Annotated in this window: 23 protein-coding genes and 1 pseudogene; 7 read left to right on the top strand and 17 right to left on the bottom strand. The window is 66.1% G+C overall.

What is annotated here, in order from left to right; translation table 11 throughout:
- Positions 1-136: 136 nt before the first annotated feature.
- On the bottom strand, positions 137-988 hold the full coding sequence (locus ACZYZE_RS16295; protein ID WP_463908873.1) for a phosphatidylinositol-specific phospholipase C/glycerophosphodiester phosphodiesterase family protein: 852 nt from the start codon (positions 986-988) through the stop codon (positions 137-139).
- Between the two features lie 264 nt (positions 989-1,252).
- On the opposite strand from ACZYZE_RS16295, the gene ACZYZE_RS16290 reads away from it, so the two are divergent.
- Positions 1,253-2,923 carry a phosphodiester glycosidase family protein gene (locus ACZYZE_RS16290; RefSeq protein ID WP_463908871.1) on the top strand — a complete coding sequence of 557 codons (1,671 nt, stop codon included), beginning with the start codon at positions 1,253-1,255 and terminating at the stop codon, positions 2,921-2,923.
- A 213-nt stretch (positions 2,924-3,136) separates the two neighbouring features.
- Here ACZYZE_RS16290 and ACZYZE_RS16285 read toward each other — a convergent pair whose 3' ends face one another.
- Positions 3,137-3,313: a CsbD family protein gene (locus tag ACZYZE_RS16285; RefSeq protein WP_463908869.1), complete on the bottom strand. Its 177-nt coding sequence runs from the start codon at positions 3,311-3,313 to the stop codon at positions 3,137-3,139.
- A 349-nt stretch (positions 3,314-3,662) separates the two neighbouring features.
- On the bottom strand, positions 3,663-3,848 hold the full coding sequence (locus ACZYZE_RS16280) for a hypothetical protein (RefSeq protein WP_459317696.1): 186 nt from the start codon (positions 3,846-3,848) through the stop codon (positions 3,663-3,665).
- Positions 3,849-4,081: 233 nt separating this feature from the next.
- On the opposite strand from ACZYZE_RS16280, the gene ACZYZE_RS16275 reads away from it, so the two are divergent.
- Together ACZYZE_RS16275 and ACZYZE_RS16270 are read left to right on the top strand one after the other, a co-directional pair.
- On the top strand, positions 4,082-4,294 hold the full coding sequence (locus ACZYZE_RS16275) for a hypothetical protein (protein WP_463908867.1): 213 nt from the start codon (positions 4,082-4,084) through the stop codon (positions 4,292-4,294).
- A gap of 48 nt (positions 4,295-4,342) precedes the next feature.
- A pseudogene (locus ACZYZE_RS16270) lies at positions 4,343-4,573 on the top strand (type I restriction enzyme endonuclease domain-containing protein); the annotation flags it as partial.
- A gap of 249 nt (positions 4,574-4,822) precedes the next feature.
- Here the strand turns inward: ACZYZE_RS16270 and ACZYZE_RS16265 are convergent.
- Positions 4,823-4,948, bottom strand: a complete 126-nt coding sequence (locus ACZYZE_RS16265; RefSeq protein WP_463908866.1) for a hypothetical protein — start codon at positions 4,946-4,948, stop codon at positions 4,823-4,825.
- Positions 4,949-4,968: 20 nt separating this feature from the next.
- On the opposite strand from ACZYZE_RS16265, the gene ACZYZE_RS16260 reads away from it, so the two are divergent.
- The gene (locus ACZYZE_RS16260; RefSeq protein ID WP_463908864.1) at positions 4,969-5,226 is read left to right on the top strand and encodes a type II toxin-antitoxin system RelE family toxin; all 258 of its coding nucleotides are present in this window, start codon (positions 4,969-4,971) and stop codon (positions 5,224-5,226) included.
- Between the two features lie 115 nt (positions 5,227-5,341).
- On the opposite strand, the gene nrdF is transcribed toward ACZYZE_RS16260, so the two are convergent.
- The 7 genes from nrdF to ACZYZE_RS16225 all read right to left on the bottom strand — a co-directional run bounded on the left by nrdF (position 5,342) and on the right by ACZYZE_RS16225 (position 13,353).
- The gene (nrdF, locus tag ACZYZE_RS16255) at positions 5,342-6,316 is read right to left on the bottom strand and encodes a class 1b ribonucleoside-diphosphate reductase subunit beta (protein WP_463908862.1); all 975 of its coding nucleotides are present in this window, start codon (positions 6,314-6,316) and stop codon (positions 5,342-5,344) included.
- A 91-nt stretch (positions 6,317-6,407) separates the two neighbouring features.
- Positions 6,408-8,528: a class 1b ribonucleoside-diphosphate reductase subunit alpha gene (gene nrdE, locus ACZYZE_RS16250; RefSeq protein ID WP_463908891.1), complete on the bottom strand. Its 2,121-nt coding sequence runs from the start codon at positions 8,526-8,528 to the stop codon at positions 6,408-6,410.
- Positions 8,529-8,623: 95 nt separating this feature from the next.
- Positions 8,624-9,121, bottom strand: a complete 498-nt coding sequence (nrdI, locus tag ACZYZE_RS16245) for a class Ib ribonucleoside-diphosphate reductase assembly flavoprotein NrdI (protein WP_459317691.1) — start codon at positions 9,119-9,121, stop codon at positions 8,624-8,626.
- 27 nt (positions 9,122-9,148) lie between these two features.
- Positions 9,149-9,394: a glutaredoxin-like protein NrdH gene (gene nrdH, locus ACZYZE_RS16240; protein WP_459317690.1), complete on the bottom strand. Its 246-nt coding sequence runs from the start codon at positions 9,392-9,394 to the stop codon at positions 9,149-9,151.
- 460 nt (positions 9,395-9,854) lie between these two features.
- Entirely contained in the window at positions 9,855-11,216 is a 1,362-nt protein-coding gene (locus ACZYZE_RS16235) for a class I SAM-dependent methyltransferase (RefSeq protein WP_463908859.1), read from the bottom strand.
- Positions 11,213-11,944 carry a DUF1365 domain-containing protein gene (locus ACZYZE_RS16230; protein ID WP_463908858.1) on the bottom strand — a complete coding sequence of 244 codons (732 nt, stop codon included), beginning with the start codon at positions 11,942-11,944 and terminating at the stop codon, positions 11,213-11,215. The genes ACZYZE_RS16235 and ACZYZE_RS16230 overlap by 4 nt, the downstream gene beginning before the upstream one ends.
- Positions 11,941-13,353: an NAD(P)/FAD-dependent oxidoreductase gene (locus ACZYZE_RS16225; RefSeq protein ID WP_463908856.1), complete on the bottom strand. Its 1,413-nt coding sequence runs from the start codon at positions 13,351-13,353 to the stop codon at positions 11,941-11,943. Before ACZYZE_RS16225 ends, ACZYZE_RS16230 begins: the two co-directional genes overlap by 4 nt.
- A 202-nt stretch (positions 13,354-13,555) precedes the next feature.
- Between ACZYZE_RS16225 and ACZYZE_RS16220 the strand changes: the two genes are divergently transcribed.
- A complete protein-coding gene (locus tag ACZYZE_RS16220) occupies positions 13,556-14,503 on the top strand; it encodes a LysR family transcriptional regulator (protein WP_463908854.1) in 948 nt (315 codons plus the stop codon).
- Positions 14,504-14,695: 192 nt separating this feature from the next.
- Here ACZYZE_RS16220 and ACZYZE_RS16215 read toward each other — a convergent pair whose 3' ends face one another.
- Positions 14,696-16,093 carry an aldehyde dehydrogenase family protein gene (locus ACZYZE_RS16215; RefSeq protein ID WP_463908852.1) on the bottom strand — a complete coding sequence of 466 codons (1,398 nt, stop codon included), beginning with the start codon at positions 16,091-16,093 and terminating at the stop codon, positions 14,696-14,698.
- 99 nt (positions 16,094-16,192) lie between these two features.
- Here ACZYZE_RS16215 and ACZYZE_RS16210 point away from each other — a divergent pair, with 99 nt between their 5' ends.
- A complete protein-coding gene (locus ACZYZE_RS16210) occupies positions 16,193-16,699 on the top strand; it encodes a DUF2004 domain-containing protein (protein WP_463908850.1) in 507 nt (168 codons plus the stop codon).
- Positions 16,700-16,783: 84 nt separating this feature from the next.
- Here ACZYZE_RS16210 and metE read toward each other — a convergent pair whose 3' ends face one another.
- The 4 genes from metE to ACZYZE_RS16190 form a co-directional block, all read right to left on the bottom strand.
- Positions 16,784-19,129 (bottom strand): 5-methyltetrahydropteroyltriglutamate--homocysteine S-methyltransferase, encoded by a 2,346-nt coding sequence (metE, locus tag ACZYZE_RS16205; protein WP_463908848.1) that lies wholly within the window; start codon positions 19,127-19,129, stop codon positions 16,784-16,786.
- Between the two features lie 48 nt (positions 19,130-19,177).
- Positions 19,178-20,152: a methylenetetrahydrofolate reductase gene (locus tag ACZYZE_RS16200; RefSeq protein ID WP_463908846.1), complete on the bottom strand. Its 975-nt coding sequence runs from the start codon at positions 20,150-20,152 to the stop codon at positions 19,178-19,180.
- 339 nt (positions 20,153-20,491) lie between these two features.
- On the bottom strand, positions 20,492-21,070 hold the full coding sequence (locus tag ACZYZE_RS16195; protein WP_463908845.1) for a hypothetical protein: 579 nt from the start codon (positions 21,068-21,070) through the stop codon (positions 20,492-20,494).
- Positions 21,067-21,510 (bottom strand): hypothetical protein, encoded by a 444-nt coding sequence (locus tag ACZYZE_RS16190; protein WP_463908844.1) that lies wholly within the window; start codon positions 21,508-21,510, stop codon positions 21,067-21,069. The genes ACZYZE_RS16195 and ACZYZE_RS16190 overlap by 4 nt, the downstream gene beginning before the upstream one ends.
- Positions 21,511-21,698: 188 nt before the next feature.
- Between ACZYZE_RS16190 and ACZYZE_RS16185 the strand changes: the two genes are divergently transcribed.
- Positions 21,699-21,896, top strand: coding sequence for a hypothetical protein (locus ACZYZE_RS16185; protein WP_459317679.1), 198 nt, complete (start codon positions 21,699-21,701; stop codon positions 21,894-21,896).
- A gap of 57 nt (positions 21,897-21,953) precedes the next feature.
- Here the strand turns inward: ACZYZE_RS16185 and ACZYZE_RS16180 are convergent, their stop codons facing one another.
- On the bottom strand, positions 21,954-23,156 hold the full coding sequence (locus ACZYZE_RS16180) for an ROK family transcriptional regulator (protein WP_463908843.1): 1,203 nt from the start codon (positions 23,154-23,156) through the stop codon (positions 21,954-21,956).
- Positions 23,157-23,183 lie beyond the last annotated feature (27 nt).

Here is a 23,183-nt window from a genome sequence, read left to right as displayed (position 1 = left end):
CCGCCCACCGCCGGGTGATTCGCCCCGCCGGTCGCGGCGGGCTCTGGGCCGGTCACACATCCGTTGCGATGGCCGGCAGCGACGGCGTAGTCTCCCCCTGTCAGCCATCGGGGGACGGAAGTTCCACGTGGAGGGGTTATCCCTGCTGGTCTTTCAGGAACTGCTCCAGGGCTGCGAGGTCGTCGGTGTTGATGTGGTCAACGCCTGCCCGGTGGAGCTCGGTCCACAAGGCTTCGCGTGCCTCGCCCGGCTGGTCCGGGGTCGCCCAGAAACGGACCCGGTACCCCTTGGAGTGGGCGTCCGCTACATAGGCGTGCAGTTTGGCGCGTTCCGCCTCGGGCATCGGGCCGATACCCTGCCACGTGAACAGCTTTGTCCAGTTGTCACTGACCAGTGGCATTAACGTTGAGGGCATCCCGGAGGCAAGGTCGGATGAGCGTCCGTCGAAAAACCCGTAGCGTTTCTCGTCCGCCTGCATGGTGATCAGCGGCCTGTTGCCGCTGATCACGGCGGTCACCGGGCCGGTGCTGACTTTGCCCTTGCTGTAGTGCGTCATGAGGGCCGGGTGCTTGCGCAGTTCCTGCTCGATCGCAGCGTAGGTACTTTCGCCGTCGCTCTTGATGTCGATCAGCAGCTGTAAGCTGCCGTCCCAGCCCGGATAGACGCTGTGGCCTTCCTGCCGGACGACTTCGTCCAGCGGATCCAGGTAGAGGCTCTCCAGCGTCTTCCCAGGCTGTGCGTTCTCCCGGTCATGAGCGACCAGAAGCTTACCGTCAACCAGCCAAACGTCCGCCTCGACGCTGGTGAACCCATGCTCCAAGGCGTCAAAGAGCGGGCGGCCGTGCTCGTAGTCGTTGTGCGCATGGGCCTCCAGCAGCGGCTGGCCCAGCACAACATCCCGGGATGACAAGGCGGCAGACGAAGGGACAGCGATTCCGGTCAGGGACGCCAGGGCCACCAACACGGCGGCAGCACTCTTGAAAAGCACGGGATTCTCCTTGGAGCGGTTCAGGGGGTGTGGTTCGGCTCGGCCGGTCAGGCGCGCCGATGCCACAAACAGGCTCCCCGATCCGCACTAACAGGGAAGGGCCACGCGGTGGAGGGCCGGTAAACGGCAGTGAACGGTCGCGTTGAGCCGGTTGTTCATCTGCCCGTTCGCGCCGTGAAAACGCCGTGTGAACAGTCGGCAAAGGCCTTCCGAACTGGGACGCACGCGTGGCCGGGGCCGGTGACGGGAAGGTAGTTTCGAACCATGACAACTCCCCCTTTGCGCTGGGGCAGGGCGGCGATCGCTGCCGTTGCCCTTGGACTTCCTGCGGCGTTCCTTACTCCAACGGGCGTGTCCTTTGCAGACGCCGCAGCGCAGGCATCCCAGGTGGACGGACAGCAGGACAGCCGGAAACTGGAGCTCGGCGCCCCGGATCTTCCCGAGACGCGGACTGTCACCACGTTGGCCCGTGGACTGACACGGACCTCAATCACCCGCGGCACCCCGGACGCCTCCCTGTTCTGGACCGCCGAAGTCGCCATCCCGTCCACATCGCCCGATCCTGACGCCCCGGCCTCGGCGCTGTCCGATGAAGCAACAGCCCAGGCAGTAGCGCTCAAACTCCGGGACGCCGGAGTCCATGTCCGTGTTGAGCACGTCCAGTCCCCCCAACTCGCCGACGCCGGCGGAGACCTTGGATACCGCGTGAGGGCCGGAGCATTTCAATCCAAGGCCGACGGCACAGCAACGATCAGCCAGATCAAGGCAGCAGGCTACAACGCCTCCACCGTGTACACCGGCTGGGACGGCGACACCGAGACCACAGGCAAAACCCGCGGTCCATGGAAGCTGGAAGTCCTCACCCTTGATCCGAAGCTGTTCCGGGGAGAGCTCACCTCCGGCGTCGGCCCGGACCTGCAGGGCCGGGAAACCACAAGCCAGCTCGCGGCTGCCAAAGGTGCCCTGGCAGCGGTGAACGGCGGATACTTCGTCCTGGACCCGAAGGCCGGGGCGCCGGGCGATCCGGCCGGAACCGCCGTCGTCGGTGGCAAACTGCTCAGCGAACCTGTCGGGGACCGGCCCTCTCTCGTCATCGACGGCAAGAAAAACAAATCTTCCGTTCAACGGCTGACATGGACCGGACGTGTCTCGTCGCCCGGCCACGGCATGCCCGTGGCGCTCGACGGCCTCAACCGGGTACCGGGGCTGATCCGCAACTGCGGAGGTACCGGTGACTTCCCCACCGATCTGCCGCTGCACGACGCCACCTGCACGGACCCTGACGAGACCGTCGCCTTCACCGGGGAGTTCGGGTCCTCCACACCGTCCGGTCCAGGACTGGAAGTTGTCCTGGACCAGCATGGCACGGTGACAGCCATCAACGCCGCCCGGGGTTCAGCCGTTCCGGCCGGAGGAAGGACCGTGCAGGCCACCGGAGCGGACGTCACGAAGCTCAAGGACGTCGCAACCCCCGGCAAACGCCTCGACGTCGAGTCCGAGCTGACCAATGAAGCCGGCAAGTCCGAGAAGACGGGCGGGGCCACATCCGTTGTCAACGGCGGTCCGATGCTGGTGTCCGGCGGCGCCGCGAACATCACGGCCCGGCGGGACGGCATGGTCCATTCCGGAGACAGCAACGGCTTCTATTACGGCTGGGTCCACAAGCGCAACCCCCGGACCATCGCGGGCGTCGACGCCCAGGGCCGCACCCTCCTGGTCACGGCCGACGGACGCCAAACAACATCGCTCGGGCTGAGCATCAAAGAAGCGGCCGACGTCGCCCGGTCCCTGGGGATGGTGGACGCCATCAACCTCGACGGCGGCGGCTCCACCACCATGGTCGCCGACGGCCGGGTGGTCAACTCCCCCTCCGATGCGGCAGGCCAGCGTCCGGTGGGCGATGCGCTGCTGGTCCTTCCAAGCCGCAAGGATTGATGGGCAGGCGCCCCGGCTGCGAAACGGCGGCATCTGATGTTCAGGATGGTTCACTCATTCTGGGCAATCATGCGAGACCAGGCAGCCAAGATCATTGCTTTCGGCTTCCGGCCACACGACAACTCGCCGGGGTCAGCTTCAGACGATCCTGGCCAGCCACAAGCCAGAGGTGCGGTCCGTCCGGACCGCACCTCTGGCTTGTGGCTGCCTGTCTTAGCGTTTCTTGAAGGCGTCTTTGACTTTTTCGCCGGCCTGCTTCAGGTCCGCTTTGACTTGTTGGCGTTTGCCCTCGGCCTTAAGCCGGTCGTTGCCGGCGGCATCGCCGGCGGCCGCTTTGCCCTTGCCGTGGAGTTTCTCGGCGGCGTTGTGGATCTTGTCACCCAAACCCATGGTGGTTCTCCTTATTTGGCCGTCCCCGCGGCGTGAATGCCGTGGAGGCCGACAGTTAATTGTAGGGACGGAACCGTCAAAAAAGCCGGTGCAATGGGCGATCGGAATATCCGTCGATTTCGGCCGGAACTGTCGGTCTGTTCCGGCCGCTGGGTCCGCCACATGGATTTTGGCACCGTTTCTTCGCTGCGTGTATCCGGGTGCTATTTCGGCGCTGAGTGGCTCGTCGGCATCGGTGCTGAATTGGCACCCGGACGCGCAGAACCGTTGTGATGTACCGCCTCCGCATCGCCGCAAGCGGTCGCACCCACGGCTGGTGAGGGCCCGTCAGCAGCCACGTTTTGGGGTCCTATGCGATCAACGTGTGCAGATCGACCCCGAAGAGGGCCACGAGAGGCCAGAGGACAATCGCCGCGAGCCCTTCCAGGATGTTGCCGGGAACGTTCCATGCCACGAGATAGCCGTGGGTGGCGGCGACCACTACCCCGATGATCAGATACCCGATCCCGATCAGACCTATTCCGCGCCTGCCCACTTTGCGCCTGCCAATTCCGCGTATCATCACTCATCTCCCGCTGCGGGGTGTGAATCACATTATAGTAGCGCCGGGGGCGTTAGGGGAGGCCCGGGCTTCGCCTTTGTTGTTCCGGGGGACGGTACGAGGGCTGCCGACCAGGTGCTCAGGCTCCCGGACCCGCGAGTGGGCTCTCTGCTTGATGACACGGGCCAACGTCAGTGGTAATGCCCCCAATGCTGATGGTCCGGGTCATGGCTCAGCGCACCGAACTCCTCTCGCAGGTGCTGCTGAACCGCTTCTGCGACAGCGGAAAAGATCTGATCGGCGTCCACGACATACGATATGGCTCGATGGGACAAAGGACCTCGAGGGCGATCGGCGTCGAGCGGAACTTCGCGAAGGCAGCGCCGACCCGGCTGTTCGCGCAGGCAAATTCGAAGATGCGCCGTACCAGTTCTGTCTGAAGAGCGTCGTGATCTGTTTGAATCCCTGGCTGAACCGTTGCGGGAATCGGCAAAGGAATTCTTGCGGATTTCGCCCGGGAGCTGGTCTCGGTGATGGGCCGGGATGTCCGAACTGACTGGCCCGTGCGTGATGATGTCCGGGCAAAGCTACGGTCCTCGATCAAGCGGCCTCTGGTCCGCTTGGGTTACCCGCCGGATAGGCAGCCCGAGTCGATCAAGCTGGTCATGGAGCAGCTGGAATCCATGGCGCCGCGGTTCGCTGACGCACGGGCTAATTAACTGAGATTTCCGCCAACGGGCGGTTGCAACAAACAATGTGGAACATGGGGAAATGACTACATACGAAGCATCCACCGGCGCGGTTACCGAAGTACCTCCTGCGCCGGACCACGCGCCTCAGCTCCAGTCCAAGCCGCGCAGACTATCGAAGCTTCGATCGGCCAACGGCGCACACTCGGCACGGGCACCCGTCGGCTGTGTTGATGCCGGCCGCTGATTTGGAGTCCCTTTCAAGAAACTATCCATTGGCTATCGCAGCCTGGCATCAGGGAGGACATGGAGCAGGCCGAACGCGACATCGCGGAAGGCAACACGGTCAGCGGCGATGACCTCCGCCGCGAGTTTGGACTTCCGCCAAGGTGAGCGAAGCAGCATCGGATGACCGAGGTCCTTGGATGGTCGACGTCACCAGCCCCGCGCTGAAGGGATTTCGCCGGCTGCCGGAGAACGCTGCCGCCGCAATCGTAGAGTTCGTTACCGGAGCTCTGGCTGACAATCCTGGGAGGCTCAGCAAGCCGCTCACTAATGAACTCCTGGGCCTGCGTACTGCACGCCGTGGTGATTACCGCGTCCTGTTCACACTCGATCCTGAAGCGCACACCCTGTATGTTCATCGGATCGAACACCGATCTGATGTTTACAATCCGCGCTGACTAGATTCCGGTAGCCGGGTTGAGCATGCTCAAGGGGCCCCGTGCTCCACGGGGCCCCGCCATGAGTCAAAGAGTCAGCAGCCAACCTGCAGCCTCCGACCTCACAGGAGAAGAACTAGAAGTCCCAGTCGTCATCCTCAGTATTAACGGCCTTACCAATGACATAAGAAGACCCGGACCCCGAGAAGAAGTCGTGGTTCTCGTCCGCGTTCGGCGACAGCGCAGACAGGATGGCCGGGTTCACGTCGGTGACCGAAGCCGGGAACATGGCCTCGTAGCCGAGGTTCATAAGCGCCTTGTTGGCGTTGTAGTGCAGGAACTTTTTGACGTCCTCGGCCAGGCCGACGGAGTCGTAGAGGTCGTGCGTGTACTGGACCTCGTTCTCGTAGAGCTCGAAGAGCAGCTCGAACGTGTAGTCCTTGATCTCCTGCTTGCGCTCCTCGGAGCACTTCTCGAGGCCCTTCTGGAACTTGTAGCCGATGTAGTAGCCGTGCACGGCCTCATCGCGGATGATCAGGCGGATCAGGTCGGCCGTGTTCGTCAGCTTGGCCCGTGAGGACCAGTACATCGGCAGGTAGAAGCCCGAGTAGAACAGGAAGCTCTCCAGCAGCGTGGAGGCCACCTTGCGCTTCAGGGGATCGTCGCCCTGGTAGTAGTCCATGACGATCGCCGCCTTCTTCTGCAGGTTCACGTTCTCGGTGGACCAGCGGAAGGCCTCGTCGATCTCCTTGGTGGAGGCCAGCGTGGAGAAGATGGAGGAATAGCTCTTCGCGTGCACGGACTCCATGAAGGCGATGTTCGTGTAGACGGCCTCTTCGTGCGGGGTGATCGCATCCGGAATCAGCGAGACGGCGCCGACGGTGCCCTGGATGGTGTCCAGCAGGGTCAAGCCGGTGAACACGCGCATGGTGAGCTGCTGCTCGTCCGGGGTCAGCGTCGCCCAGGACTGAACGTCGTTGGACAGCGGGATCTTCTCCGGCAGCCAAAAGTTGTTGACCAGGCGGTTCCAGACGTCCACGTCCTTGTCGTCCTGGATGCGGTTCCAGTTAATGGCTTCAACGTGGCTAAGCAGCTTGACCTTCTCGGTCATGTCATCCCCTAAAAAGTTGGGTTCTTCGTGAAGTTAAGCGTACGACGGCGGGCGGTTGCCCGCCGTCGTACTGTCGCGATTTAGTTGAAGATTAAAGCATGCAGCTGACGCAGCCGTCCACCTCGGTCCCTTCCAGCGCGAGCTGGCGGAGACGGATGTAGTAGATGGTCTTGATGCCCTTCTTCCAGGCATAGATCTGGGCCTTGTTGATGTCGCGCGTGGTGGCGGTGTCCTTGAAGAACAGCGTCAGGGACAGGCCCTGGTCCACGTGCTGCGTGGCGGCGGCGTAGGTGTCGATGACCTTCTCGTAGCCGATCTCATACGCGTCCTGGTAGTACTCCAGGTTGTCGTTCGTCAGGTACGGCGCCGGGTAGTACACGCGGCCCAGCTTGCCTTCCTTGCGGATCTCGATCTTGGACGCCACCGGGTGGATCGAGGAGGTGGAGTTGTTGATGTAGGAGATCGAGCCCGTCGGCGGAACGGCCTGCAGGTTCTGGTTGTAGATGCCGTGCTCCATGACGGACGCCTTCAGCTCGCGCCAGTCATCCTGGGTGGGGATGTGGATGTTCTGGAACAGCTCGGCAACCTTGGCGGTCTGCGGGACCCATTCCTGGTTGGTGTACTTGTCGAAGAACTCACCGGAGGCGTACTTGGACTTCTCGAAGCCGCCGAAGGTCTGGCCGGTCTGGATGGACAGGCGGTTGGAGGCGCGGATCGCGTGGAACACCACCGAGTAGAAGTAGATGTTGGTGAAGTCGATGCCTTCTTCGGAGCCGTAGTGGACCCGCTCGCGGGCCAGGTAGCCGTGCAGGTTCATCTGGCCCAGGCCGATGGCGTGGCTCTGGTCGTTGCCGCGGGCGATCGAGGGCACCGAGGTGATGTTGGACATGTCCGAGACGGCCGAGAGCGCGCGGATGGCGGTCTCGATGGTCAGGCCGAAGTCCGGCGAGTCCATGGCCTTGGCGATGTTCAGCGAACCCAGGTTGCAGGAGATGTCCTTGCCGGTCTGGTCGTAGGACAGGTCATCGTGGTACGTCGTGGGCTGGGAGACCTGGAGGATCTCGGAGCACAGGTTGGACATGATGATCTTGCCGTCGATCGGGTTTTCCCGGTTCACGGTGTCCTCGAACATGATGTACGGGTAGCCGGATTCGAACTGGATCTCGGCGAGGGTCTGGAAGAACTCGCGCGCCTTGATCTTGGTCTTCTTGATCCGGGAATCGTCCACCATCTCGTAGTACTTCTCGGTGACCGAGACGTCGGAGAACGGCATCCCGTAGACGCGTTCGACGTCGTACGGCGAGAACAGGTACATGTCCTCGTCCTTCTTGGCCAGCTCGAAGGTGATGTCCGGGATCACGACGCCGAGCGAGAGGGTCTTGATGCGGATCTTCTCGTCCGCGTTCTCGCGCTTGGTGTCCAGGAAGCGGTAGATATCCGGGTGGTGCGCGTGCAGGTACACGGCACCGGCACCCTGGCGGGCACCGAGCTGGTTGGCGTAGGAGAAGCTGTCCTCGAGGAGCTTCATCACGGGGATAACGCCGGAGGACTGGTTCTCGATCTGCTTGATCGGCGCGCCCACCTCGCGGATGTTCGTCAGCGCGAAGGCCACGCCGCCGCCGCGCTTGGACAGCTGCAGGGCGGAGTTGATGGACCGGCCGATCGATTCCATGTTGTCTTCGATGCGGAGCAGGAAGCACGAGACCAGCTCACCGCGCTGGCGCTTGCCGGCGTTCAGGAACGTGGGGGTGGCCGGCTGGAAACGGCCCTCAATGATCTCGTCCACCATCTGCAGGGCGAGCTGCTCGTCGCCGCGGGCCAGGTGCAGGGCCACCATGCAGACACGGTCCTCGTAGCGCTCCAGGAAGCGCTTCCCGTCAAACGTCTTCAGCGTGTAAGAGGTGTAGAACTTGAACGCGCCGAGGAAGGTCTCGAAGCGGAACTTCTTCTTGTAGGCGCGGCTGTAGAGCTCGCGGATGAAGTTCATCGTGTACTGGTCGAGGGTTTCGCGCTCGTAGTACTCGTTCTTCACGAGGTAGTCGAGCTTTTCCTCGAGGTCGTGGAAGAACACGGTGTTGTTGTTCACGTGCTGCAGGAAATACTGGTGCGCAGCCTCGCGGTCGGCCTCGAACTGGATCTCGCCGTTGGGCCCGTAGAGGTTCAGCATGGCGTTGAGCTCGTGGTAGCCCAGGCCCTGGAAGGCGGCCGGCATGGCCGGCTTCTCACCGGGGACCGTGTGCTTCTCGACGGCGGCGGCGGGCTTCCCTGCGCCGGGCTTCTCTGCGGCGCCGAGGGAGCCGGATCCGGTCACTTCGGTGTCTGCGACAGTCGTGTCCAAAATTCTTCCAATCCTTGTTGTACACGGCTGACGTCTTCCGGCGTCCCCATGAGTTCGAATCGATATAGGTGCGGGACCTGGCATTTCGTGGCGATGATGTCCCCGGCCATGCAGTAGTTGTCCCCGAAGTTCGTGTTGCCCGCCCCGATCACGCCCCGGAGCTGCTGCCGGTTGCGCGGATCGTTCAGGAAGCGGATGACCTGCTTCGGAACGGATCCTTCTCCCCCGGTGCCCCCGTAGGTGGGAAGCACCAGCACAAAGGGTTCGGTGGCCACCAGGGCAGGTTCCCTCGTGTGGAGGGGGATCCTGGCGGCGTCCATGCCCAGTTTCCTGACGAAGCGTGCGGTGTTCTCCGAGGTGGAGGAGAAGTATATGAGGTGGCTGCCGGTGGACCGGAGGGCTTCCGCCGCCGGCGCAGTGTCCGCCGCCGGCTGCGCAGCGGGTGCTGCTGTTGCAACTGGTGCCATGCGGGTCACCTCATCTCAAACAATGGTTCAGGCTACGGCGACGGCGGCAGCCAGCGCCAGTTCTTCGATCTTGTCGGGGCGGAAACCGGACCAGTGGTCCTGGTCCGTGACGACAACCGGGGCCTGCATATAGCCCAGGGCCTTCAGGCGCTCGAGGGCATCCGCGTCCTGCGAGATGTCGACGCTCTGGTAGGTGATGCCCTTCTTGTCCAGTGCGCGGTAGGTCGCGTTGCACTGGACACAGGCCGGCTTCGTGTAAACCGTTACGGTCATGGTCCCTGTCCCCTTTTGCTGAAGTCTGTATTCTTTCGTTCACCGGGCCGGTGCGGGACAGGAATCCTTATCCGTTGCTGGCCCCAGCCGGCGGACTTTGCCGCTGGTCTGGAACTGTAGTCCGATACTACATGCAGCACTACATGTAGTGCGCGAGGTCGGCGCGGACCCCTAGATGATGTATTACAAGTATGTCATTTTATGCACCGTCCGTCCACAGGCAGGGCACCTCAAAATGTCCGTAATTCCGCCGTTTTGGCGGACGAAATCCACAGGCTGTGGAGTACCTATACACAATTAACTCCCCTGCGTGTCGCGTTGTGGACGGCGTGTCGCGGTGCCGCGGAACAGTGCCCGGTGGTGGTGCCAAACACTAGATGTGGTGTCCGGGAACACGAAAAAGGCGGGCACCCCGGGGTGCCCGCCTTCCGCGGGGTGCCTCGACTAACAGAAGGCGGCCCTAGGCTCCCCTACCGGCCTCGCCCGCTGTCCGGCGGTCCAGCACGATCTGCTGCACGTCGAGGTAACCGGTCTCGAATCCGGCGCGGGAGTAGCAGAGGTAGAACAGCCACATGCGCTGGAAGATCTCGTCAAAGCCCAGGCCCCGGACCTCCTCGGCGCGCGCCATAAAGCGTTCTTCCCAGAGCCGCAGGGTCTGCGCGTAGTGCTCCCCCATGGCGAGCCGTTCACGGACCCGCAGTCCGGTCTGCTTCGCCGTGATGTCCTCGATGGCGCGGACGGACGGAATGACGCCGCCCGGGAAGATGTACTTGTGCACCCAGGTGTAGCTGGAGCGGGTGGCGAGCAGCCGGTCGTGCGCGATGGTGATGGCCTGGATGGCCACCTTCCCGCCGGGGGCGAGGACGCGCTCGATCGTCTGGAAGTACGTGGCCCAGTACTCGAAGCCCACGGCCTCGATCATCTCCACCGAGACGACGGCGTCGTACTCGCCTTCGACCGCGCGGTAGTCCTTGAGCTCGATCGTGACGGCGTCGGCATAGCCTGCCTCGGCGACGCGCCGGCGGGCCAGTTCCTGCTGCTCGCTGGAGAGCGTGACGGAGTAGACCGTGGCGCCGCGCCGGGCGGCCCGGAGGGCCAGCTCGCCCCAGCCGGTGCCGATTTCCAGCACGCGGGTTCCCGTGGTGACGCCTGCCTTGTCCAGCAGGCGGTCGATCTTGGCCTCCTGCGCGACGGCGAAGCCGTCCCATTTGACGCTCTTCAGGGCCTCACCCGATTCCGGGAAGAGCGCGCTGGAGTACGTCATGCTCCCGTCCAGGAAGGTCGCGAAAAGATCGTTGGAGAGGTCGTAGTGCCGCGAGATGTTGGAGCGGGTGTTCTGTTCGGTGTTGCGCTCCTTGCGCGGCTGGCGCGGCAGGTAGAGCGCGCGCAGCCGCTGCAGCGGCTCGGGCACGAGCGTTCCGACGCGCGCAGCGAAGACCTCCATAACGGCGGTGAGATCGTCCGCGTCCCAGTCACCGGCCATGTAGGACTCGCCCAGGCCGATCAGGCCGCCGTCGCCGAGCCGCGCCGCGAAGGCCGCCGGCCGGTTGACGGTCATGACGGGGACGGACTGGCCGGGCCCGGCTTTGCCCAGGACGGTGCCGTCCGGGTAGCGGACTTCGATGGGGAGCCGGCGGACGGCCGCCCTGAAGATGGCAGCGGCGGCGCGCCCGGCCAGGCCGGCCTTCAGCCCGGAGGGCACCGCGGCGATGCTGGGCCAGATGGCGGCGTCGATGACCGCCGGCGGCCGGGGAACGGTGTAGGGCACCGCACTGGGAACCCGCTGGGCTGCGGATGATCCGCTCGCATCGGTCATTGTCACTGAACTGCCTCCTGTGAAGGGTGGTGTGGTCGTTTGACGATGGGCAGCCGACGTGCCCACAGCTTAATTCCCTGCCAGCGGATCAGGGCCGAGACACGCAGCGGTGCCAGCGGGACCGCGAGCGCAGCGGCAAGGATGTTCGGCACGGTGGCGTCCCGGCGTTCGCCGTCCACGCTGGCGATGAAGGGCTGCTGCCCCTCCCGCTCCAGGACGATCGAGACCGCGAGCCGGTCGCCGGGTTCCGGGAGTTTCATCCGGTACTGGCCCTCGACGTCGTTGAACGGCGAAACGTAAAGCGCTTTAGGGACGCTGGCCCGGCCGTCGTCTTCCGTTTCAAGAAGGTAGCAGTGCCGTTCGCCGTAGGTGTTGTGGACCTCGGCGACGACGCAGCGCAGCTCCCCGGCGGCGTCGTGGCACCAAAAGAGACTGAGCGGGTTGAAGACGTGTCCGAACACCCGGGCGCTGGCCAGCATGGTAATCCGGCCGCCGTCGAGCGCTATCCCCCGGGTGGCGAGGAACCGTTCAACGTTGCCGCGGAGCGTTCCGCCCGGGTCACCCAGATGGTCCGCAACGGCGAATCCGGCGAGCGGCCTGAGGGGGCGGGGCAGGGTGGGGAGCCGGTCGACGTCGACGTACCAGCTGTAGCTGCGGTAGGTGAAGGCATTCTTCAGCGGGGTGCGCCGCACGTGCGCGATGGATGTGCGGTAGATGGCTGCCGGTGCGCTCATGCGCCCTCCGCCGAGACGGTCTGCAGATCAGGGTCAAGGGAGACCCCGGCCGGCACAAAAGCGGCCTCGTCCCAGTCTCTTCCGAGCCGTGCCGCCGCCCGTACGCCGGAGAGGGCGCCATCCTCATGGAATCCCCAGCCGTGGTAGGCGCCGGCGAAGGACAGCGTGCTGTCGCCGAGTGCCAGGATCTGCTGCTGCGCCGCGAGGGACTCCGGGGTGTACTGCGGGTGCTCGTAGACCATCCGCTCCAGCACCGTGGTGTCTTCGATGAGCCCGGATTCGCCCAGGCTGACGATGTAGCGGCCGCCGTCCGCCGGTTCCAGGCGCTGCAGCCGGGTCATGTCGTAGCTGACCAGGACCTTGTCCGGGCGGGCGTCGCAGGAGGGCAGGCGGTAGTTCCAGGAGGCTTTGGCGTTGTCGCTGGCCGGCAGCACGGAGTCGTCGCGGTGGAAGACGGTGTGGTTGACGGAGTACGGCATCCTGCCCAGGGCCTCCTGCTCGGCGGGCGAGGCGTCGCTGAGCATACGCAGCGCCTGCTCCGGGTGGGTGGCGATCACGACGGCGTCGAAGGTCTCCGTCGTGACGGTGCCGGAGCCGTCCTTCGTGGTCAGCTCGACGCCCGCCGCGTGGCGGCGCACGCCGGTGACGGGACTCGAGAGTCGAATGTCCGGCAGCGTGGCGGCGAGCTTGTCCACGTAACCGCGGGAGCCGCCGGTGACGGTGCGCCATTGGGGCGAGCCCGCGACGCCGAGCAGTCCGTGGTGGCCCAGGAAGGTGAAGAGGTAGCGGGCCGGGTAGGCCAGTGCGGTGGTGGGGTCGCAGGACCAGACGGCGCTGACGATCGGGGTCATGAAGTGGGAGACGAAGTAGCTGCTGAACTTCTCGCGGGCCAGGAACTCGCCCAGGGTGATGTCCGTCGCGGCCGTATTGGCCACAGCGCCGCCAGTCTCCGCTGTATCCGTTTCTGCCAGCAGGGCACGGGCCCGGCGGTAGAAGCGCATGACCTCCACCAGCATCATCAGGTACCGGCCGCGCAGCAGGGTGGAGGGCCGCGGAATGATGCCGCGTCCCTTGGCGCGGGCGCCGGCGTATTCGAGGCCGCAGCCGTCGCAGCGGACGGACATGCTCATTTCCGAGTCCTGGGTTTCGACGCCCAGTTCCGCGAAGAGCCGAAGCAGCGTGGGGTAGGTCCGCTCGTTGTGGACGATGAAGCCGGTGTCGATGCCAAGGACCGGGCCGTCCGTCTGCGGCACGTCATGGGTGTGGGCGTGGCCGCCGAGCCGGGGGTCGGCTTCGAAGAGGGTCACGTGGTCCACCCGGTTGAGGACATAGGCGGCGGTCAGCCCTGCCACGCCACTGCCGATGACGGCTACCCGGCGCCCTGCCGGAATCCCTGCTGCTAGTGACACTGATCTGCTCCTGTTTGCTGATTGAACCGATGTGGCTGATTGAACCGAGTGCCTGAATCGTCCCGATAAATCGTCGTATGGGCAATTCGTAACCACCGGCGCTCCGGATGTGTACCACTTCCAGACATTTCGCCTCCGACCAATGTGCCAGAATGAAGCGGGATTGCGGTCCCGCCTCACCGGAACCTGCGAAGGGCAGCCCTTGATCAACCCCGTCCATCTGCGGACCCTCGTTGAAGTCACCCGGCTGGGCTCCTTCGCGGCGGCCGCCACCCGGCTTGGCTACACGGCGTCGGCGGTGTCCCAGCAGATGTCCGCCCTGGAACGCGACGCCGGCGTCGAACTGTTCACCCGCTCGGCCCGCAGCATCCACCCCACCGAAGCCGCACTGGTGATGACCCGGCACGCGGCCAAGGTCCTCACGGACATCGAGGCCCTCCTGGCGGCGGCCTCCCGTACGGGTGACACCACCCGCCAGGAACTCCGGCTGGGCATCTTCCCCAGCCTTGCCACCTATGTGCTGCCGAGGGTCCTGGAAAATCCGGCGTGGAAGAAACTAGGGATTGACCTTCGCGTGTCCGTGGCCGAACCCGCCCAGACCATCCAGGGCCTGCGCTCCGGCGGCGAGCTGGATGTGGCCCTGGTGTACCAGGTGGGCCAGTCCGGGCTCGCGTGGCCGCACTCGGTGAAGAGGCAGTGGATCGGCGACGACGACTTCCGCGTGGTGCTGCCCGCGGCGTGGGGCATCGGCACGGAGTCCAAGGTGGCCGCGGACCACCTGTCCGATATGCCGTGGATTGTCCACCACCCCGGCACGAGTGACGCCACCGTGATCGAACGGCTCTTCGCCAGCTGCAACCTGCACCCGCGGGTAGTGGCGTACAGCGACGATTTCCATGCCAGCGTGGAGATGGCGGCGGCCGGGCTCGGCGCGGCCCTGGTTCCCGAACTCGCCCTGCGGCACCGCCCCGCCGGTGTGGTGGTCCTGGATGTCCCGGAGATCCGGCTGGCCCGCAACGTCTTCGCCCTGCTGATCAACGAGAAGCAGACGGCCCGGGTCCAGCTCTTTGTGGAGCTGCTCGGCGACACGTTGAACAAGGACACGTTGAACAAGGACTCGTTGAACAAGCTTGGGGCCGGCAAGGGCTGAGCATGTCCCCCGGCGCCGGCCGGGCTAGCGGGCATATTCGCTAGTTCGCGGGAGGACATGTCCATCCTTCGCGCCCGGGACTGGGCACAACGGGACTATGTCCATCCGTAGACCCCGGCGCGGGGCATGTCCCTGAGCAGTGCCCGCCCAGCCCCCGGGCCAAGACCCCCGACGAACTAACGAAAATGCCGGCTAACGCTTCCCGGGCCGCTTTCCTGCCGGCGCCACGAGCGAACTGATGATCCGGTGCTTGGCCCTGGTGTAGGGCGGGAAGATGAGTTCCAGGGTTTCCGGCCAGTGCGGCTTCGACAGGGTGGACCGCTGGTGCGAGAACGTCCGCAGCGAGTGTTCCCCGTGGTAGGCGCCCATGCCGCTGCCGCCCACGCCGCCGAACGGCAGCCCCGGCACCAGCAGATGCGCGGCCGGGACATCGAAGCACAGTGCCCCCGAGGAGGTCCGTTCCGAGAAGGCCCGGCGGGTCCCGGCGTCGTTGCTGAACACATACAGCGCAAGGGGCTTGGCGGCGTCGTTGATCATCCTGATGGCCTCGTCGGGCCCGCCGACCGGGACCAGCGGAAGCAGCGGCCCGAAGATCTCCTCCCCCATCACGGTGTCCCCCTGGGCGGGCCGCAGCAGCGTCGGGGCGAAGTGGCGGCTGGCGGCGTCCCGTTCCCCGCCGTGGACCACGGTGCTGCCGTCCGCGAGGGCCGCGATCCTCGCAAAGTGGTGGTCATTGACGATCCGGCCATAGGAGTCACTGACGGAAGAGTCCGCCCCGAAGAGTGCACGGATGGCCTTGACCAGCTCGCGCTCCAGCGGAACCAAAACGTCCTCGGTGGCCAGGACATAGTCGGGCGCCACGCAGGTCTGGCCCGCATTCAGGAACCGGCCCCACGCGAGCCGCTTGGCCGCCCTGGCCAGGTCCGTGGAGGAGTCCACGTACGCCGGGGACTTCCCACCGAGCTCCAGGGTCACCGGGGTGAGGTTCTCGGCTGCCGCCCGCAGCACCGCCTTGGCCGCGACCTCACCGCCTGTGAAGAAGATGTGGTCGAAGCGCATCGTCAGGAGGGCGGTGGTTTCGGGAATGCCGCCCTGGACCACCTCGGCCGCTCCGGCCAGGTACTCCGGGATCCAGCGCGCCATGGCCGCCGAGGTGGCGGGGGCGTGTTCGCTGGGCTTGAGGACCACGGTGTTGCCGGCCGCGAGGGCGCCGGCCAGCGGGGCGAGCAGCAGCTGCAGGGGGTAGTTCCACGGGCCGATCACCAGGACCACGCCCAGCGGAGTCAGTTCGGTCCAGGCCCTGGCCGGCTGGACCGCGAGCGGCACCGGCACGGGACGCGGCCGCAGCCAGGCCTCGAGGTTTTTCGCCAGGTGCGCGGCCTCGGCTGTGACAAACCCGATCTCCGTCAGCTGCGATTCGGTGGCGTGCTTGCCCAGATCGCTGCCGAGCGCCGCCGCAAAGTCGTCGCGCCGCTCGATCAGCATCCGGCGCAGATTGGACAGTTGCTCCAGCCGCCAGGCCAGCGGACGGGTGGTTCCGCTGTCAAAAACTTCACGGGAACGGGCGACGGCGGTGGCGACTGTTTGCATCCGCTCAATGTACCGGCCATGGGCCTCCCAACTGGTCCGGTACCGGATAAAAGCTTGGGAATGCTGGAACGGGCCGGTATTCAGGACTATGTTGAAGATATGAACAAGGTAGCGAGCAAGCACTTCGGCGAGGTCGAGCTCAATCACGGACGGGATCACAATTTCACCGCCAAGCAGGAACTGGCGGGCCAGACCGTGGAGCTTGACTTAAATGTCAACGCGCATGACCACTTCGACGAGGCGGCCATGCACAAAGTTGACTACCGCCTGCGCTTCCTGCCTGAACTCGTGGACCAGGTCCGGGAGATGATCGCCGAGGAGCTGGTCCAGGATGGCACCAGCCCGCAGGAATACCGGCACTTCCACTGCAACGCGATCAAGGACGAGCAGCTGCGGAAGGTCTTCGGCGTCGAGGACAAGAGCCAGCTCACGGACGAGGTCTTCCTCAAGGCACTGAAGCTGGGCCATGTGGGTATTTTCCCCGGCCAGCCGGAACGCTACTTTGTGCTGGACTTCACGCTCGGCACACATTTCACCGACGAGGTCCTCGTGGCCTCCGCGGATGAGGACGGCGTCGTGGACGACGAGATCCTCTGGGAGTCCTGACTCCCCGCCAACGCTGCGGAACGTACGACGGCGGCCGGTCACCTTTGAGGGGTGACCGGCCGTCGTCGTTTCTGGTGGATCGGGTTACTTGGCGGCTTCGAGCAGTTCCGCGCGGACCGTCTTCGTGGCGTGGACCAGGTTGCGCAGGGACTCTTCAGTCTCGGCGTAGCCGCGGGTCTTCAGGCCGCAGTCCGGGTTGACCCAGAGCTGGCGGGACGGGACGTGCTTGACGGCGGTGCTGAGCAGTTCGGTGACTTCCTGCTCGCCCGGGACGCGCGGCGAGTGGATGTCGTAGACGCCCGGGCCCACGCCGCGGCCGAAGCCGTGGGACTCGAGGTCGTGGACGACCTCCATGCGGGAACGGGCGGCCTCGATCGAGGTGACGTCGGCGTCGAGGCCGTCGATTGCGTCGATGATGGCGCCGAACTCGGAGTAGCACAGGTGCGTGTGGACCTGCGTGGCATCCCCGGCGCCGGCGGTGGCAAGGCGGAAGGACTTCACGGACCAGTCCAGGTACGCGGCCTGGTCGGCCTTGCGCAGTGGCAGGAGTTCGCGCAGGGCGGGCTCGTCCACCTGGATGACCTTGATGCCGGCGGCTTCGAGGTCCGCGATTTCGTCCCGGAGGGCGAGGGCCACCTGGTTGGCGGTCTCGCCGAGCGGCTGGTCGTCGCGGACGAAGGACCACGCGAGGATGGTGACCGGTCCGGTGAGCATGCCCTTCATCGGCTTGTTCGTCAAAGACTGCGCGTACGTGGCCCATTCCACCGTGATCGGGGCGTTGCGGGTGACATCACCCCACAGGATCGAGGGGCGGGTGCAGCGCGAGCCGTAGGACTGGACCCAGCCGTGCACGGTGACGTCGAAGCCTTCGAGGTTCTCGGCGAAGTACTGGACCATGTCGTTGCGCTCGGGCTCGCCGTGGACCAGGACGTCGAAACCCAGCTCTTCCTGCAGTTCCACCACGCGCTTGATCTCGTCCTTCATGAGCTGCTCGTACTGCTCCGTGCTGAGTTCGCCCTTGTTGGCGCGGGCCCGGGCGGTGCGGATCTCGGACGTCTGCGGGAAGGAGCCGATGGTGGTGGTGGGCAGCGGCGGCAGGTGCAGGGCCGCGGTCTGCGCGGCTTCGCGGACGCCGTAAGCGGAGCGGCTGAAGTCGGCGTCGGTCAGTGCCGCGGTGCGGGTCCGGACCTCGGCGCGGCGGACGCCGTCGGCTGCGGCGCGGTCGGCGATGATGCGGGTGGCCGCCTCGATGGCCGGCCGGACGGCTTCCGGGTCCGTCAGGAGGCCGGCGAGGGTGACCACCTCGGTGGCCTTCTGGTCGGCGAAGGCCAGCCAGCTGCGCAGCTGCGCGGAGAGCTGGACTTCCTCGTCGACGTCGTGCGGGACGTGCGCGGTGGTGGTGGAGGTGCTGACGGCCAGCCTGGCCACGGACTTCTTCAGCTCCGCGATCTTGGCCGCCGAGGCGGCAAGGTCGTTGCGCCAGATGTTGTGGCCGTCCACGACGCCGGCGACGAGGGTCGTGTTGCCCAGCGCTGCCAGGGCCGCGGCGGACGGAACCTCACCCTTGAAGACGTCAAGGTGCAGGGCGTCGATACCGGTCGCGGCAAGTGTGCCGAGCTGGCCGTTGAGCGTGCCGTAGGGGGTGGAGACAAACAGCTGCGGGCGCTTGGCGGCGGCGGCGAGAGCCTCGTAGGAGCGGGCGGCGGCGGCCTGGATTTCCACCTCCGGGGTGTCCTGGTCCACCACGAGGGCCGGCTCGTCGAGCTGGATCCAGCTGGCGCCGGCGGCGGCGAGCTTTTCGAGCAGTGCGGTGTAGACCGGGAGGACGTCCTCGAGCCGGGACAGCGGGCTGAAGCCGGCCGGGGCGTCGTCGGAGGCCTTGCTGAGCAGCAGGAAGGTGACCGGGCCGACGATGTACGGGCGGGTCTGGACCCCGTTGGCGAGGGCGTATTCGAATTCCTCGACGATCCGGCTGGAGGTCAGCGCGAAGTTGGTCTCGGGGCCGATTTCCGGGACGAGGTAGTGGTAGTTGGTGTCGAACCACTTGGTCATTTCCAGCGGCTGCTGGTCCTTGGTGCCGCGGGCCAGGGTGAAGTAGCCGTCGAGGTCGAGCTGGCCCCCGGCGTTCAGGAGGTTGCCGAAGCGGGCGGGTACGGCGCCGAGGTGGGCGGCGGCGTCGAGCACCTGGTCGTAGTAGGAGAACGTACCGGGAACCGCCGCGGCTTCGGTGAGGCCCAGGCCCTGGAGGCGCCTGGCGGTGCCGAGCTGGATCTCCTTGGCGGCGGCGTCGAGCGCGGCGGCGTCGATCGCGCCGGCCCAGTAGGCCTCGACGGCTTTCTTGAGTTCGCGGCGGCGGCCGATGCGCGGATAGCCCAGGATCGAGGCGGACGGGAAGGGGGTGTTGCTGTTGGCAGTGTGCTTGTCAGTCATGGGGAGTCCTAAGCGTTGGTGGTGTACTGCGGAGGGAAGTTGTGGTTCCTAGCTGGCGAGCTGGCGGCGGCCGGCATTGCGCTGCTGGCCGCTGTGCCGGTTGCCGCTTCGCGGCCGGGGCAGCGCCAGCTTGTCCAGCACGTTGAGGGCGGCGGCGTGTTCGTTGAACGTGTAGAGGTGCAGTCCCGGGGCGCCAGCGTCGAGGGCCGCATTGGCCAGGTCCACGGTGGCGCCGACCCCGATCCGGGTCCGCTCGGCGTCGGTATCGGCGGCTGCGAGCCGTTCGATGAGTTGCGGGTCCGGTTCGACGCCGGTCAGCTCGCCGAGGCGGGTGAGCCGGCGGATGCTGGTCAGCGGCATAACGCCGGGGATGATCGGGATGGTGACGCCGGCCCGGCGTGCCCGGGTCAGCAGGTTCGCGTATTGCTCGGTGTGGAAGAAGACCTGGGTGATGGCGAAGTCGGCGCCGGAGCGCTGCTTGGCGAGAAGCACCTCGACGTCGTGCGCCTCACTCGGGGATTCCGGGTGCCGGGTGGGGTACGCGGCCACACCGACGGCCACCTTGCCGGCGCACAGCAGCGCCGAGCGGCGCTGTTCCACGCGGCGGATGAGTTCGATCAGGTCCTGGGCGTAGCGCAGCGATCCCTCGGGAGGGACGGCGCCGTCCTTGGGCCGGTCGCCGCGCAGGGCAAGAATGCCGCGCACGCCGACGTCGAGGAGCTCGCCGATGATGTCGGCGAGTTCCTGCGGGGAATTCCCCACACACGTCAGGTGCGCCAGGGGCCGGAGCGTGGTTTCCTGTACGAGACGGTTGATGAGCTCGACGGCGGTGTTCCGGTTGGAGCCGCTGGCGCCGTAGGTCACGGAAACGTAGTCCGGGTCCGTGGTTTCCAGTTCGCCGATGGTGGTCCAGAGTGATTCCGCAGCCGCGGGCGACCGGGGCGGGAACAGCTCATAGGAAAGGGCGACAGGGGCCGCGCCGGCAAGATTCGGATGGGTGTCAATAAGGCTTGGTGGAGACATTTGCGTCCTTGGCTGTGAACACTGACGGTTTTCCCGGAAGACGGGCGACGTCGGTGAATTGAGTTGGGGAACACGGTGAAACTTCAGCAGGGCGCGGCCGCGACTGTTGCGCCTGATACGAAGTTGTCCGTGAGCAAATGTCAGGCCCACATGGGGGCACCCACATCCTCCTCGGCCGCCGTGGGGCTGGCCTTCAGCGGAGGATCGCTGACACGTTACTGAGGTAACTTGTTTAGAACTTTAGGGCCCGCCGGCGGGGACGTTCAAGTCGGTCCCCGAATTAAGACGCACCTTTACGGCATATTTCGGGGCCGGACAGAATATTCTTCGCCCGGAAAGTCACCAGGGCTTGTCCGTGAGCGGGCCGGGGCTGCCGCCGTTGAGAAAGTCCTCCCGCTGCAGGTCGCGGTTGCGCTCCTGCTGGGCGGATTCTCCAGACTCCCTGAGCTGCTCAAGCTGTGTCTGCTGCCGCGTCGGCGGGGCTTCGACGGCGCCGTTGCCGTCCGTGTTGCCGGCACCGCCCCGGTCGAAGCAGCCGTCGGGGGAAGCCTTGACCACGTGCGCGGCTTCGTCGAAGAGCCGGACCCCTTCGGGGATATTGGCTGCGGCGGCATCGCCGAGCCGCTCGATGCTGAGGGCCAGGTTCACCCGCACCCGGCATTCGTCCTCCGGCGGGGCGCCGGCCAGGGCCGTCTCGAACGCTGCCCTGGCACCGGGGTAGTCGCCCCGGAGCACGAGGGCGTCGCCGGCGGCGAAGGGTGCCTTGTGCGGCTCCAGGAAGTTCGCGAAGGCCGCTGCGGCCTGGCCGCCGAACCACGCCGCGGCCAGCAGCCTGGCGGCCAGCGCGAGCGCCGGCAGCACGGGCAGGGCGGACCACAGCAGCAGCCGACGGCGCCGGTGGGAGGGCTGGCCGCTCATGCGTTCACACTTTTGGTGGCAGCCGGTGCCGCGCCCTGCGATGCGCTGCGGACCGGCCGCAGCTCCCGGAGCCGACCTAACACCAGCAGGGTTTCGCGCAGCGCCAGCAGGAAGGCGGCGAGCGCGAGAAGCCAGTACAGCTCCGTCCTGCCCTCGAGCGAGTCCCCCGTGCGGTCCAGCGTGACGGGGGTGGCCTTCTGCAGCATCGGGGCGGCGGAATCGCCGGCGGCCCGGTGGACATAGGGAACGGTGAGCCCGCGGGCGATGTCCCGCAGCCTCGTCGATCCGGGATGGAGCGTCCGTGCCGGTGCCCGGGTCCTGGATGTACGTCCCGGCGGGCTGGGCCGGGTCGCCGCTGGCTGCCGCGGTTCACTGGTTATGCCGCTGCCGGTGCCGTAGTAGTATTCGTATTCGCCGGGGTGGAGGGCGTACACGCGCATGTCCCAGTTCCGCCGGTTCGATCCGGACGGCGGCCATAGCCTGAAGCACCCTGAGATCCCCCTGGTAGCTGGTCTGGTCCGGTGGCGGCAACTGCCGCGGCCACCGGGCATCCTATCCAAGCCTGTGCCCGGGGTCCCGGCATTGGGGACCCCTCCCCATCGTGCCCGCACAGGGCTATCCTGTTGCCATGATTCAGCTTCCAGCCAGTTATCAGGAGTACCTCGCCGGCAAGAGCGAGAGTTTCGTCAACACGGTCCGGCCCGTTCTGATGCAGTCCGCGGCGGACAAGTCGCACGGCGTCAGGATTCTCGTGCTTCCGCACGGCCATCAGGCACACCTCGACAACACCATCCCCTTCGGCACCGTCATCGAGGACATCGACTGACCGGCACCGCCGACGGGAGCCCCGCCGGAGACGGCCCCGGATCAGCCCTCCAGCGGATCAGCCCTCCAGCAGGAGGCGCTGCGAGCGCGGCGCCAGCGTGTGCTCGAGGACGAGGCAGGCAGCGCCGATGGCGCCCACATCTTCGCCAACGCCGGTGCCGACCACCTCGGTGGCGTGGATCTTCCGGGTGGCACTGTTTTCCCTGACCAGCTCCGGGATCCGGCCCAGATAGCGGTCAGCGAGGCAGGTCCAGAAGGGGCCGCCGAATACGACGCGGTCCACGTCCAGGGTGTTGGTGATGGTCGAGACGGCCCGGGCGACGAGCACGGCGGAGTGGTCGATGATGTCTGTTGCCCGGGTGTCCCCGGCGGCGGCCGCGGCGCACAGCGCGGCGAAACTGTCCTGGATCGCGGGGCCGTTCGTGGCCTGGTGGGACGCATCCAGCACACCGGCCTCGATGGCCTGGGCCACCAGCACCTGCGGGATGCAGGAGGACTTCACGCAGCCGCGCAGCCCGCAGTCGCAGGGCGCCCCGCCCGGATCAACCACGATATGGCCGATTTCGCCGGCGTTCCCGGACGTGCCGCGGACCACTTCGTCGTTGAGGACGATCCCGCAGCCGATGCCGGTGCCCATGTACATGAAGATGAAGCTTCCTGCGCCGCTGGGGCCGCCGGCCCAGGTTTCGGCCACCGCGGCGCTGGTCACGTCCTTGTCCACGAGGGTGGACAGTCCGGTGGCCTCCGCCAGGGCATCCCGCAGCGGGACCCGGTCCCAGCCCAGCAGGAGTGGAGGGTCAACGACGGTGCCCTCGTTGAGGTCGATGGGGCCGGGCGAGGCGACGCCCAGTCCGGCGATCCGGGACGGGTCCACGCCGGAGTCCGCGATGAGCTGCTTGATCTCGTCGGCGATGGTGTCGATGACGGCCTTGGGATCGGTGCCGGCAGGGGTTTTGATCCGGGAGTGTTTGACCACGGCGCCCACGAGGTCCAGCACCACGAAGGTGGTCACGGCGGGGTCCAGGTGGACGCCCACGGCAGACATTCCGCCGGCGTTGAGCCGCAGCATGGTCCGGGGCTTGCCGGGCCCGGTGCCTTCCTTGCCTGCCTCGTAGATCAGGTTTTGGTCCAGCAGGCGGCGGGAGATGTTGGAGATCGTCTGCGGGGACAGGCCAACGATCTGGGCCAGCTCCACCCGGCTCAGACCGGCCGGGGAGCGCCGGATGGCATCGAGGATGACCGTGAGGTTAAAATCGCCCATCCGGGGCAAATTGGTTCCGCGCCTCGG

Source organism: Pseudarthrobacter woesei (assembly GCF_055412745.1).
Note: the sequence above shows the minus strand (reverse complement) of the source record. Positions and strands in the feature narration are given on the sequence as shown.